General features: G+C 57.0%; 11 protein-coding genes. 3 read left to right on the top strand and 8 right to left on the bottom strand.

Annotated elements, in window-relative coordinates:
- Positions 1-534: 534 nt before the first annotated feature.
- Positions 535-1,116: a dCTP deaminase gene (dcd, locus tag KR51_RS13490; protein WP_022608599.1), complete on the top strand. Its 582-nt coding sequence runs from the start codon at positions 535-537 to the stop codon at positions 1,114-1,116.
- 128 nt (positions 1,117-1,244) lie between these two features.
- Here dcd and KR51_RS13485 read toward each other — a convergent pair whose 3' ends face one another.
- Complete coding sequence (locus KR51_RS13485; RefSeq protein WP_232214616.1) at positions 1,245-2,099, bottom strand: septal ring lytic transglycosylase RlpA family protein; 855 nt, start codon at positions 2,097-2,099, stop codon at positions 1,245-1,247.
- A 381-nt stretch (positions 2,100-2,480) separates the two neighbouring features.
- On the opposite strand from KR51_RS13485, the gene purM reads away from it, so the two are divergent.
- Positions 2,481-3,512 carry a phosphoribosylformylglycinamidine cyclo-ligase gene (purM, locus tag KR51_RS13475; RefSeq protein WP_022608597.1) on the top strand — a complete coding sequence of 344 codons (1,032 nt, stop codon included), beginning with the start codon at positions 2,481-2,483 and terminating at the stop codon, positions 3,510-3,512.
- Positions 3,513-3,561: 49 nt separating this feature from the next.
- Here purM and KR51_RS17660 read toward each other — a convergent pair whose 3' ends face one another.
- The 7 genes from KR51_RS17660 to KR51_RS13440 form a co-directional block, all read right to left on the bottom strand.
- Entirely contained in the window at positions 3,562-5,385 is a 1,824-nt protein-coding gene (locus KR51_RS17660) for an NYN domain-containing protein (protein ID WP_051358212.1), read from the bottom strand.
- A gap of 326 nt (positions 5,386-5,711) precedes the next feature.
- Positions 5,712-6,848 (bottom strand): murein transglycosylase A, encoded by a 1,137-nt coding sequence (gene mltA, locus KR51_RS13465; protein WP_408638128.1) that lies wholly within the window; start codon positions 6,846-6,848, stop codon positions 5,712-5,714.
- A gap of 233 nt (positions 6,849-7,081) precedes the next feature.
- A complete protein-coding gene (locus KR51_RS13460) occupies positions 7,082-7,333 on the bottom strand; it encodes a hypothetical protein (protein ID WP_022608593.1) in 252 nt (83 codons plus the stop codon).
- A gap of 81 nt (positions 7,334-7,414) precedes the next feature.
- Complete coding sequence (locus KR51_RS13455) at positions 7,415-8,185, bottom strand: hypothetical protein (protein WP_022608592.1); 771 nt, start codon at positions 8,183-8,185, stop codon at positions 7,415-7,417.
- Positions 8,186-8,359: 174 nt separating this feature from the next.
- Positions 8,360-9,100, bottom strand: a complete 741-nt coding sequence (locus tag KR51_RS13450) for a potassium channel family protein (protein ID WP_022608591.1) — start codon at positions 9,098-9,100, stop codon at positions 8,360-8,362.
- Between the two features lie 137 nt (positions 9,101-9,237).
- On the bottom strand, positions 9,238-10,560 hold the full coding sequence (locus KR51_RS13445; RefSeq protein ID WP_022608590.1) for a TrkH family potassium uptake protein: 1,323 nt from the start codon (positions 10,558-10,560) through the stop codon (positions 9,238-9,240).
- A gap of 50 nt (positions 10,561-10,610) precedes the next feature.
- Positions 10,611-10,808 (bottom strand): hypothetical protein, encoded by a 198-nt coding sequence (locus tag KR51_RS13440; RefSeq protein WP_040656259.1) that lies wholly within the window; start codon positions 10,806-10,808, stop codon positions 10,611-10,613.
- A gap of 454 nt (positions 10,809-11,262) precedes the next feature.
- Between KR51_RS13440 and aspT the strand changes: the two genes are divergently transcribed.
- On the top strand, positions 11,263-12,966 hold the full coding sequence (gene aspT / locus KR51_RS13435) for an aspartate-alanine antiporter (RefSeq protein WP_022608588.1): 1,704 nt from the start codon (positions 11,263-11,265) through the stop codon (positions 12,964-12,966).
- The last annotated feature ends 60 nt before the right edge of the window (positions 12,967-13,026 follow it).

Raw genomic sequence — 13,026 nt, 5'->3', positions numbered from 1 at the left:
CCTGCGCCCAAAAATACTGCTGTGGGTCCGCGGCTGATGTCGATTTTAGCTGATTCGTCCCAGCGCCGCGCAATTGGGCTGGCCCCAACCCACTTTCAATAGAACTCTTAAGTCAAATTTGCGCGCGCGACTGGAAAGCATTAATGAGTCCTTTTCTCCGCGCCTAGCCTCCTAACTGTCATGAGCATCCTAATCCGCCCGATCGCGTCGATTCGCGCTAAAAGCTTGTCGATCTCTCGCAGTGATGGAGTTTTTGAGCGATCGCGGCATACCGCTGAAACTGAGAGTTGCCCGTGCAGGCGCGAGCATCTTCCTGCACCCTGAGGCTGCCCACAGCAGACCAACTGACTCGTGAAATAACCGCGAGCACTATCTGTAGCGCAATTCATGCAATAGCACCCTAGGTTTACCGAAGATATGGTGTTATCGTATTGAGTAACAATAGCAGCCCAGTTGACGATCGCGACACCATATGAGGGGCAGCCGCGGTCGCAGTCCTTGCTGCAGCGTCCCGTCACTTGGAACTGTGTAACCTTGATTAAAAACGATGCTTGGATTGCTCGCATGGCCGATCGGGGCATGATCGCTCCGTTCGAGCCACAGCAGGTTCGTCAGGTTGAGGATCTGCCGGTCATCTCCTACGGCTTGGGCAGTTTCGGGTACGACATTCGCCTGTCTTCGAGGGAATTTCGTATTTTCAAACACGTTCCAGGCAGAGTTGTCGATCCGAAGAATTTTAATCCGGAGAATCTAGAGCCCACCCAGCTTTACGAAGATACTAGCGGCAGCTACTTTATCCTGCCCGCTCATTCTTACGGCTTGGGCGTTGCGCGAGAATGCCTGACCATTCCGGATAACATCACGGTAATCTGTATTGGCAAAAGCACTTACGCGCGTTGTGGCATCATTGCCAACCTCACGCCCGCTGAGGCTGCCTGGCGCGGGCACCTGACGCTAGAGTTTTCAAACTCGTCGAGTGCCGATTGCCGAATTTATGCCAATGAGGGGATCGTACAGCTGATTTTCCTGGAAGGCGAGCCGTGCCAAGTCAGTTACGCGACGCGACGTGGCAAGTACCAAGGCCAACCGCAGGCAGTCACGCTCGCTCGCGTGTGATAGAGACGGCTAAAGCAGATGTTAAACAAGCACCGTCAATAACCGTCAGAAAATTTGCTTGCTAGATCTCTGAAGGTTGGGCGGATGTGCATTGAGTTTGGGTTGAGCGTCGCGCTGTTTATTGCGCGTTAGCGACCGAGAACATCAATCCGGACCGGGCCAATGCCGCTATTGACCAGTCCGATCTCGCGAGCCGCTGCTGCCGAGAGATCGATGACACGTCCGCCCGTAAATGGTCCACGATCGTTGATTCTGACGATCACCGACTGACCGTTGCGCGTATTTGTTACCCGAACTTTCGTCCCGAATGGCAACGAGCGATGAGCTGCGGTCAAGTCGTTGGAGTTAAATCGTTCGCCGCTAGCAGTGGGTCGCCCGTGAAATCCTGGACCATACCAAGAGGCAACGCCTTGCAATTGCTTGCGAACGGCTTGGGCAACTTGGACCGTTTCCGGTCGGGGGCGGCCGGCCACAGCGGTCAGCGGCTCTGCACCACCTAACAGACGACGCAGGCGATTGGTTGCCTGGAGTGCATCCTGCGCGCGATCGCCGGTAGTGTCTGGCAAGATCTCCCGGTCGCTGAGGCGAACCAACTCTTCATCGCCCGCCAGAATTCGGTAGGTGTCGTCTTCGCGCTCCCAGCGCACCACCAGCGCGCCGGCATCAAAGTCTTCCCCCAGCTGCTGAACGCGCGCCGCAACGGCATTGGCTCGTTCGCCAGCCAGTTTCACCGGCGAACTCGGGTCGGACCCGCTCGAATCTCCAGTGTTTACGAAAGTCAGAACTGGGATTTGGCGAACGTAGAGCGTTGCGGCCGAGGTGTCCTCATGAGGATGCTCGAATACACTGGTCAGTGCCGCAGAATTTGCCAAAGCGGTCTCAACCGCCGGTTCGCGGCCGGCCAGAGCTGGCGCAACCATACCAAAACTGGAGGTTCCTAGGGTCGCTGCCAGTACGGCAACCGCGAGAGGACTCTGAAACATGTTTTTCATGAGCTGCTATCAAATGCGAGTAATTGTTTCGATCCACACACCTGTCGCATGCGAGCCATCTAAACCATGAGTACATATACTCACGCCAATTGGAGCGATCTGAGTCACAAGGAGCTGTTGATTTTGGTCTCGATAAGGTCGGGCATTTGCTGTTGGCGGAAGGCTTAAATTCTAGGTCGACAACCGATAGCACCCTTAATCAGAAGCTTCTGGCGCAAACGTTTGCGCTTTCAATGGCGTATAGTGAGACCCTGTGGATGACACAAGCGGGTGCGACGAATAGTTACAAAATGCAACGCAATGAGACACTCGACTGACCCTAGCAGCATTGCAGGGCAATTGCAAGTCAGTGGCGCTGTTACTAAGCATTAGATGGATTATCGGCAAGCTGGGGTTGATATCGCTGCGGGGCGCGCGTTTGTGGCGCAAATCGGGCAGCTCGTAGCGAGCACGCGCCGACCCGAAGTGCTGGGAGATTTAGGTGGCTTCGGCGGTTGCTTTCGCTTGCCGAGCGGCTATGCAGACCCGGTACTCGTAGCCGGCACCGACGGTGTGGGCACGAAATTAGCCATCGCCCATGCCTGCAATTGTCACGACACGGTAGGCGTGGATTTAGTTGCCATGTGCGTCAATGATGTCTTGGCAATGGGCGCGGAGCCGCTATTTTTCCTGGACTATCTGGCAACAGGTAAATTGTTGCCCGCTCAGCTGGCAAGCGTCGTGGCCGGGATTGCCGCTGGCTGCCGGGAAAGCGGTTGCGCGCTGTTGGGCGGGGAGACAGCTGAGATGCCCGGCTTTTACGGTGCGGGACAATACGATCTGGCGGGATTTTGCGTCGGTATTGCCGAGCGCTCGCAGTTGCTCGATGGCAGCCGCGTGGCTATTGGCGATGTCGCGATCGCTTTGGCTAGCAGCGGGCTGCATAGTAATGGGTTCAGTTTGGCACGCAAAATTGCAGCCGACGGCGGCTGGGTTTGGGACGACCGCCTACCGGAACTAGGCGATCGCGCGCTCGGCGAGGTGTTCTTGACGCCAACGCGGCTGTACGTGCAGTCAATCCTAGCTTTGCAGGCCTCAGGAGTCGACGTGCGCGGGCTGGCGCACATTACGGGTGGTGGATTGCCGGAAAACTTGCCCCGCTGTCTCGGAGCAGAGCAGGCGCTACAAATCGATGTGCATAGCTGGGACGTACCGCCCGTTTTCCAGTGGCTGGCGGCGGCCGGTGGCGTTGCGCCCGCGGACATGTTCTCGACGTTCAACATGGGGGTTGGGTTCGCCGCCCTCGTGTCCCCGGAGGACGTGGAGCTCGCCCTCGGGCTGTTGCGCGACTGCGGGCAGACTGCCTGGCCGCTCGGCACGGTTGTGGCCGGAAAAGGAAACGTGCTAGGGCTGCCGAATGCATAACATCCCGTTAGGACCCGCCCTTGTTATTTACTCGCGCGTGCACCTTATCCTAGGGCAGCAGCACATTGAAGAGGTTGATATCGGGTTCTTCGTCGTACTCTAGGAGCGCCTCGCTGAGGCGGCTGCGAACGCCCGCTCGCAATTGCTCTAGTAGCAGATCGCAATCGCGCAGACTGGGTTTGAGAGTGCACGTCCAACTCAGCGGCATGCCAGTTTTCAGTTCGACTTCGAAGCAGTCTGCCGACAAAAATGCTAACAGTGTCATGCGGATGGCTTGCAGGCCGATATCGAGTTCGCCATTCGAGAGGTGGCGGGCCAAACGGCGCGCTGCTTCTTCTAACACTTCGTGCTGGATCGAATGCTCGGCCAGAGCTGAGGCGATCGCGCGCACGCGGCCGGGTGCTTCGAGTTTGTAGCGCTTGTAGCCGCTCATCAGAATTTGTCGGTAGCTTTCTTCGGAGTGAACGGTCCGCGGGCTGTCGTCGCTGTCATAGTCGTCACTCAACACGAGTTTGGCGGGGTGACTCGGGTCTAGATCGAACTCTGTCCCTTCACAAGCAGACGCAATCAGCGAGGTGAGCTTGGCATCGGGATTAAGCTGGCGATACCGTTCGTAAAGTTCGTCAAAGGTGGCGATGTCGCTAGCCAGGAATTGGCGGACCTGCGGCAACACGAGCCCGCCAAGTTTCAGCCGCACGTCGTTACTAAGGTGCGGCAGCGCCGCGCGAATTTGATCGACGAGGGCAGCCCGAGCGGCAATTGCTTCGGGGCTTAGGGGTTGAGAGGTGTAGGAGCGCGTTACCAGCACATCTTCGGGATCGGAGAGCGGGATAAAGGCATCGCAGACCGATTCGAGCACGCGGCTTTTCTGGGTTTCATAGGCACAGGCGATCGCCGTTTTGCCAAGCTCGTGCAGCTTTTTGGCCAAAGACGCGAAAGCACCGTCGCCGGAGACTATGACAAACACGGTCACCGATGGCCGGGAAAACGCAATCTCCATGGCATCGATCGCCAGCTGAATATCGGCAGCGTTCTTAGACGGACCGCGACCGAAGCCAAAGATTTGAATCGGATCGATTCCGAGGCTGACGATTTCAGTTTGCAGCTTCCGCAGGCGTCCGTCGGACCAGTTGGCATACGCGCGCTGGATGGCTACGTCGCCGACGCGATCGCTTTGCAAAACAGCATTGTAAATGGCCGATAGCGATAGGTTTTCGAGCAGATCGGGGCCGTAGTTGTAGCCTTTGGTGAGATTCTCGATGTCGTAGAGAATTGCTGTGTTAAAGACGCGCTCGCGCCGTGTAGGAGGCGTTCCTACCTCGCGGGATTCGCGGGAATAGCGCGACTCAAGGGCCAGTTCGCGCGTCTGGAGCGTTGCCAGTTGCCCGCGAACTTGGGCAATCGCGTCGTCGAGATCTAGCAAACGTTGCTCGACGGCAGCGGCATCGTTGAGGCGCGCTTGGCGTTCGCACGCCAAAGCGCGGGCGTCGGCGACGATCTCCCACCCTTGCTTAAGCTGCGTTTGCCCGAAGTCTTCGAGCAGCGTATCGTACGCCGCGATCGCGACGGCAAGGTTGACGGCAGCATCGCCCACTTCGAGGTCGCGCATGGCACTGCCAAATTCATAGAGTGCCTTCATGCCGGTCGCGGTGTTGCCCTCGGCTAGAAGCGCGCTGAGGTCGGCACGCAACACCGGTGCAGGCAGCGTGTAGACGCGCTCCAGATTGGCACGCAGGTAGGTTTGCAACTCCGAGCGGTCGTTTTGTCCGGCAGCTTGCAAAATTGTATCGAGCAAGCTTCGCGTTTCGTTCGTTTCGCCTGTTTCTCGAGCTATCTCGCCGTTTAGCTCGCCGTTTATGCTCTGGGAAACCATACGCAAATTTGCTTGAATCTACTTAGATTGCGCTCAAAAAGTTCGTCGATAACAATCGCGCGCGTGGTTACCACAGTTGCGACTGATTCGTTCGGCTACCTTTACTGTAGCTAATGCAAACTGACTGCGGTAGTTCCGCCAAAATCGCCTGAAATCTCTGCGATTTCAGGTTGTCAGAATGCAAGCTGTCGCTGTGAGACACTGCTCGATCGAAGCCGAGATTCAGCAAGAAACATATAAAAACGGACGATTTCAACAATTGCTGGGCTTTTGGCACCAATAAACTCCAGTGCACATACCCGCTATTGCTTGCGTGCAACCCGAGATTATTCACTCACGATCAAATAGTACAATTCGCCCGTCCAGTCGATCTCACCAGCGCGCGCGCCAGCTGCGGTGCCCCTGCCGAGGAAAATGTCTACCCGCCCTGCCCCGCGAATAGCACTCCCCGTATCTTGGTCGAGAACGTAGCGGCTGACTGTTGGTGTCATGAGAGCACCGGTTGCGTCGAAATCTGGAATTTGGGTGTGAATAAGAGCCAGCGCGCCGGGCGGCATGAGGGATTTGTCAGTTGCAATCGAGCGATCGGCTGTGACCGGGACGCTGAGCGTGCCGAGGGGACTGGCAGCTGGTGCTTCCTGGAAGAAAACGAAGCTTTCGTTGCGCGGCAGATAGCGCGATAGGTCGGCGGGACGACTGCGAAAATGGGCGAGCACGGCGGGCAGGCTGAGTTCGTCGCGCGTCAAGTGCCCGTCGGCCACGAGTTCTTTGCCGATGCTGGCGTAGGGGCGATCGGTTTTGCCGTGGTAGGTAATGCTAGTGCTGCTGCCGTCGGGGAAACGCAGCGTTGCCGAGCCTTGAACGTGAACGAGGAATGCTTCAAGGCGATCGCGCAACCACGCCAGTTCGCTGCCGGCCAGCGGGCTGCCCGCGCCGGTGCCATGCCGTCCCTCGAGATCGGCGCGCGCGGGGTGCGGCGATTGCCACTGCTCGAAATCCGCCGGTCGTCGGTATAGCGGGTAGCGATAGTCTGCGGTACGCGTGCGGCTGGCGGCGAAAACCGGCTCGTAATAGCCGGTGAAAGCGACCGTGCCCTGCCCGTCGCTGCCGGCCGCGCGATAGAAAACGAATTCTCGCCGGACAGCGGCTTGGAGTTCTTCTGGAGAGCTCGTCTGCTGCACGAGTTGTCGGAAGCGTACGAGCGATCTCCGCACGCGCGCGCGGGTAATGCCGGGGACTGGATAATCTTGGTAAGCCGCCACGGAAGCTGGCGTATCGAGATAGCCCAAGCTGCGATCGATCGCCAGCAACAGCGCGGCGCGATCGCTGGGAATGCGGTCATCGCGACCGAGGTCGTCGGTCAACCTTTGGTTGGCAACCGGTTGTAGCGGTAAAGGCTCTGCCGCCAGGGGGGATGATGTTGCCCCGATCGGCATCGGCGCGAGCGCTAATAGGATGGCGATCGCGCGGGTTGCGGTGTGGACTCTACATGTCATCAGAATACGAGGGCGGTCGTTAGGTCGGGTGGGTCCGGGCCGTCCTCGGGACGGCTGAATGGCAGGTAACGTTCCGAGCAATGGTTGCCGGCTCGGTCGCTGGTCGGAGCGAAGCGGTGCGGTTGGGTGGTAACAACGGCCGTTCGCGGTCGAGCCGATGGGATGGAGAGGCAAGTGCAGGGGGGAGAGCCGATGCAAGTTTAGTAGCGCTCGACGCTGCCAGAGAATACGGGCTCAACTCGAATACCGACCACGCACGCCGGACGTACGACCATGTACTCGCCTTCAATCGTCCGCAGTGGGACGTTGATAAACTCGTTAGACTCGGCATTAGCCTTCAGCTCGCCGGAATACCATTTTTGGAAGTCCTGTAGCGTTTGAAAACGAACTTCTTCGCGGTGACCGGTCGACAGTAGTAGATACACGGCGTACTCGTCGGGCGTTCTAGGCACGGGGTTCTCCTTTGCGCATAGCCGTTCTGGACTCCGGATACAGCTTACGATATCCTGCTACCCGAGCCAGCCACGCTTGTATCAAACAAACAGATTGAAGCGCTGCAGCAACATTTCCAGAATCTGCGGCAAACTTCTGTCGAGATCCTTCGCCGTCCCATATTGCAGCTGCTGGTGGTTGGGTAGGTCAAACGGCATGGTCCCCCGCAGGTTCGGGCGTTCCATACTCACAAGCAAGATCTCGCCGGGACGCTTGGTCTGCAGTGCAAACCCCAACTCCACGCAGGTATTCGACCCCAGCAACAGACTTGCATCCTCATCGCCCCCGACCCGCGCGATCGCCGTCGTATCGGCAATGAGCAGCAAACATTTGCGGATCTGGCGCAGCTGCGTGCTGCTCAAGCGCATCGGTCCGTCGGCTGGGCGCGGCGATGATTGCAGACTCAGCGGAACGCGCGATTTTTTGCCGAGCTTGGCGATCGCGCGTTCTAAAGCTTGGGCGAGAGCCGAGCGAGCGGGTTCGTACTCGGATTGGAAGCACAGATAAATCGTCGGGTCGAGGCGTGCGGAAACATCTTGCTTGACGAAGTAGATTTCGTGGGAAACCAGGTCGATGTTAGCGATTGCGTAGCCGCCACTGCCTTCGATGTAAAACTCGACAGCTTCGCCTTCTAGATAGCGCTGAAACCAAACCGTGCTCTGCACGTCAAGGCGCTCTTCTAGAAAATCCGCGCGCAATCCCGTCTTTAACAACGAGTTTTTATTCAAGCGCAAGTCGTGCGGGCGCTTGACGACCTCGCGAATCGGTTCGTAACGCTCCAAATACCAAGCTTTTAGCGCAATAATCGCCACAGTTGCTGCCTTGTAACCCAGACGCAATAGATAGGCAACCCGAGGGCACGTCTAGGGCGATCGCGTCGGGTAACCGGTTTCAAGACGCAAGAACGGTCGGAGAGTTTCGGCAGGCGATCGCGTTGGAGACTGGAGTCGAATCTCGCAGAAGCTCGGGAGCACTGAAGCGCTGAGTCAATAGATGTCTTTACTGCTGCGCGAGATCTCACTGCTAAGCGGGACCGTTCCAAATGGCAGGCGCAGGATGTCTTTGTTCGCCCCGATAACAACCATTGCTGCTCCAGAGGCAAGGCGGTAATTCGGCAGGGGGTTGATCTCGAAGGTTTCGCCCTCGCCAATCGCAATAACATTTAGACCGTAGCGATTGCGCAGCTCGAGGTCGGCGAGGGTTTGGTTGTCGAATTGCTCCGGCACCCGCACCTCGACAATGCTGTGTTCGGGATCGAGGTCGAAGCGCTCGAGAATCGCCGGTTTCGTGAGGGAGTAAGCCAGTTCGCGGCCGGCATCGCGTTCGGGATACACGACGTGGTCGGCACCAACGCGTCGCAGTAGCTTGCCGTGAATGTCCGAAGAGGCCTTCGCGACTACACTTGGAACGCCGCCTTCTTTTACGTTTAAGGTCGTGATGATGCTTTCCTGGACGTAGTTGCCGATTGCCACGATCGCAACGTCAAACTCGAATATCCCCCCCTCCTGTAGGGCGGACGGTTCTGTGGAGTCGATTTGGATTGCTCGCGACACGATTTTATCCGTAAGCACTTGGGCAACTAAACGTTCGTCGCGATCGCTACCGAGGACCTCGTAACCCATATTGTGTAGTTCCTCGCAAACGGCTCGGCCGAAGCGTCCCAATCCAATCACGGCGAACTGCTGGGTGCTCTGACGCAGGCTATTCAGAAACTTCAGCGACCGCATTGAGAATGTACCCCGCCCGCCAGGAGCAGGAGGTTTCTTTTTCACCATGAGGATGCCTCGACTGATAGCCCTAACACGACGGGGAGGAAGGAATGGGCAAGACCGATCGATCTCGCGTCAACCCCTGCTGCGATCGCCTATCCGACGAGCAAGTTCTCTTCGGGGTACTTCACTGCAGTCGGATGCGAATCACCAAGAATTGCACTCACGAACACTAACACGCCCACTCGCCCGACGTACATCGTTGCTACGAGCACGAGCTGGCTGAGCGGCGTGACCTGACTGGTAATGCCGGTGGACAGGCCGACAGTGGCGAAAGCCGACACCGACTCGAAGAGTAAGTCGATAAACCGCATGTTCTGATTGAGAAATGCCAAGAGAACGGTCGTCCCGATTGCAACTAGGGCCGAGCCGCAGAGTACGGCTACTGCCTTCAAAATCGTTGCCACGGGCAAACGCCGCTCGTACATGACTACCTCGGAATCTCCCCGCAGTGTGGAGCGTGCAGACCCCAGCAAAATCCGCAGCGTGGTGGTTTTGATGCCGCCACCCGTACCGCCGGGACTGGCACCAACGAACATGAAACTGATGATGATAAACAATGTCGCATCCGTAAGCTGGCCGATGTTAAGGGTATTGAAACCAGCCGTGCGGGTAGTGACGGATTGAAACCACGCAGCCAGAAATTTCTCGGGCAGCGAGAGCACGTCGGGTACCTGCGGTCCGGTGGCATCAACGAGCAGAAAAGCCAGCGTTCCCAATACCAACAGGGTGACGGTAGTGCTGGTGGCGACCTTGAAGTGCATGGAGAAGCCATAGCGCGACTGCCGGCGCTCCACTAAATTTTTCGTCCAGCCGAATAGTTCTAAGAGAATCTGATAGCCCAAACCGCCACTGATAATTAGCAAGGGCACGACGAGGTTGGCGATCGCGTTGCCGCGATATTGCGTAAGACTGTCGGGAAACAAGCTGAAACCAGCGTTGTTCCAAGCACTAATGCTGTGAAACAGGGCTTGCCAAAGTGGCAAGTCGGCATCGGCGAACAGGGGCAGCAGGGCAATAGTGCCGGTCAGCTCGAAGATAACGGTCATCCATACGATCGCGCGAATCAGGCTGCGGCTACCGCTGCCGAAGGGGCGCTCGAAGGATTCCTGCAGGGCAACGCGCTGGCGTAGGTCGACTCGCCGCCCGATCAGTATCAGCAAAAAGGTGTTGGTCGTCATGTAACCCAACCCGCCGACTTGGATCAGCAGCAGGATGACGAGCTGTCCCCAGAAGGTGAAGTACGTCCCCGTATCGACGACCGCCAGTCCAGTGACGCACACGGCAGAGGTGGAGGTGAACAGGGCAATTAGGGGATGGAAGCCGCCGTCCACGGTACTGCCGGGCAGCAGCAACAGGAGCGTTCCTAACAAGATCGTGCCTAGGAACCCAACGCAAATCGAGCGGGCAATGGTCATGGCAGCAGAAGCACGACGGCAATGGGCAAGGAACCGCCGGGACGGCGCCGTCACCAAAGTTTAGCGGCGATCGCGCGCGCGCAGCACTCCCGACTACCTGGAAACAATAAATCGAGCTTTGATTCAAGGCGATCGCGCGACTGCCAACTGCAACCACTACCTGATATAAACTTTAGGAAGTGCTGCGACAGATGGCCGATCGGGAACGGATACTCCTCGAAATAGATTGCATTATCTGTCGTCAACATTATGCAAATTGGTCCGTTATCGTTTTTGAATATAAATCGGCAGGTCTTCGAGGCTTTCAAAATCCTTATTATCCCGTTGTGCGATCTCAATATCCTCGGCTTCTCGGGCATCGCTACAAGGCTTGCAGCCCCTGCCGTACGTTTTCTGCAGACTTAGCGGGAAAAGTTAACCCTGCAATGGCTTCGGGGCAATGGCTATTTACCCATCGTTGGGAGGGGTTGAAGCGTCAATGTGCGCGTGCTGGAGGCTGCTTAGAAAGCAGCGATTCCGGGGCAACGCAGCTCCTAAGCTTGCGCAAGCGTCATGGCGGCAGCAGCAGCAAAGCCGCCATCGGCTGGAGTTCGAAATTCAGACTACTCGCTATGCCTTCGCTTCCGCGAAAATTTTCTCAATCACCCAGCCTGGAATTATTTTTGGCTAGGATATAAAGAAGCATGAAACCAGGAGTCAGCCGTGCTGGAAGGGATTGTCAAAACATTGCAGGATAACCCCGCATTGGCTATTTATTTAGCAATTGCAATTGGTTATTGGATAGGCAACATTAGGGTTGGCAGTTTTAATTTAGGCTCGGTGACGGGAGTGCTGCTGGCTGGCTTGTCGATCGGGCAGTTGAGTATCTCGATTTCACCCGATGTTAAATCTGTTTTTTTCTTAATGTTCCTTTTTGCCGTCGGTTATGGTGTCGGACCGCAATTCGTCCGCGGCATCGCTACCGACGGACTTCCCCAAGCCATTTTTGCCGTTGTTATCTCGATAATTTGTTTGCTTTCGGTCTTCGCTTGCTCGCTGATTGGTGGTTTTACCGGCGAACAACTGGGCTTCGGCGCGGGTTTGCTCTCGGGTACCCAGACGATTTCTGCGTCGATTGGCTTGGCAACCAATGCCATCAACAACCTTGGTTTGACAGCAGATCAAGTGCAGGCGTTGCTCGATCAAATCCCCGTTGCCTACGCCGTGACCTACATATGGGGCACAGTGGGCACGGGTATGATTATCGTCTACCTGGGACCGATTCTGATCGGAACCAACATTGAAGAGGCTTGCAAAGACTATGAAGCCCAGATGGGGGGTAAGCCCGGCCAAGATTTCAAGTCGGCCTGGCATCAACTGGAAATTCGCGCTTACCAGATCGATGAGAATAGCCAGGTTGTCGGCAAGACGGTGGCCGAAGCCGAGCAATTGCACCCCGAAGAACGCATTTTTATAGAGCGCATTCAGCAGGGCAACGGCTTCATCGACGCCGACCCGACCACAATTATTCAAGCCGGTGACATCATCGCCGTCTCCGGACCGACACAAGTGTTGGTGGACTCCATCGAGCAGACGGCAACCGAAGTTGCCGGTCGCGACCTGTTGAGCATTCCTGTGGAATCGGTGGATGTAGTCGTCACGCGCAAAAGCCTCAGTGGGAGAACAATTGAGGATCTGGCTCAAAGAGACTTCGCCCGCGGAGTTTACCTGAACGACATCGTGCGGGGTGCGGCTGGTGTCAGCATCCCGATCCTGCCTAAAACCACCATCCATCGCGGCGACATCCTGAAGATCGCGGGGACCCGCCGGCATACCGATCGCTTGATTAAGGAAATAGGCTACCCCGATCGCCCGTCCCAAATTGCGGACATGGTATTTGTCGGTCTCGGCATTGTCATCGGCGGCATATTTGGTGCCATTACGCTGCCCGTGGCAGGTGTACCCCTGACCATGTCCACCTCCGGCGGCGCGCTGATTGCCGGTTTAATCGTCGGTTGGTTGCGCGGCGTGCATCCTACCTTCGGCCGCATTCCCGGACCGACCCTCTGGTTCATGAACAACGTCGGCTTGAACATGTTCATCGCTGTGGTGGGGATTTCCTCCGGTCCGGGCTTCGTGTCCGGTTTGAAATCCTCTGGCGTTCAGCTGTTCCTGCTGGGGATTGTGGCTACGTCCATTCCGATGATACTGGCACCCCTCATCGGCAAGTACATCTTCAAGTTCCACCCCGCAATAAATTTGGGATGTTGCGGGGGCGCGCGCACCAGTACCGCCTCGGTCGGCATGGTGGCTGAAGCTGCCCAGAGCCAAATTCCCATGCTGGGCTACACCGTTCCTTACGCCGTCAGCAACACCTTGCTGACCTTGTGGGGATTGGTCATCGTGCTAATGCTGCCGAAGGGATAGCACTTGGATCGCTCCCCTTGTTTTGCTGCCAGCTTGCCAGTTGCGATCGCTGCAGCGAAC

It is taken from the genome of Rubidibacter lacunae KORDI 51-2, from assembly GCF_000473895.1.
Taxonomy (GTDB): domain Bacteria; phylum Cyanobacteriota; class Cyanobacteriia; order Cyanobacteriales; family Rubidibacteraceae; genus Rubidibacter; species Rubidibacter lacunae.
This window is presented reverse-complemented; position numbering and strand designations above follow the sequence as displayed.

Coding starts and splice junctions, on each gene's coding strand:
- KR51_RS13485 (WP_232214616.1), bottom strand. CDS start 2,099: ATGTTTCAGAGTCCTCTCGCGGTTGCCGTACTGGCAGCGACCCTAGGA.
- purM (WP_022608597.1), top strand. CDS start 2,481: ATGGATTATCGGCAAGCTGGGGTTGATATCGCTGCGGGGCGCGCGTTT.
- KR51_RS17660 (WP_051358212.1), bottom strand. CDS start 5,385: ATGGTTTCCCAGAGCATAAACGGCGAGCTAAACGGCGAGATAGCTCGA.
- KR51_RS13450 (WP_022608591.1), bottom strand. CDS start 9,100: ATGCGGTCGCTGAAGTTTCTGAATAGCCTGCGTCAGAGCACCCAGCAG.
- KR51_RS13445 (WP_022608590.1), bottom strand. CDS start 10,560: ATGACCATTGCCCGCTCGATTTGCGTTGGGTTCCTAGGCACGATCTTG.
- KR51_RS13440 (WP_040656259.1), bottom strand. CDS start 10,808: ATGTTGACGACAGATAATGCAATCTATTTCGAGGAGTATCCGTTCCCG.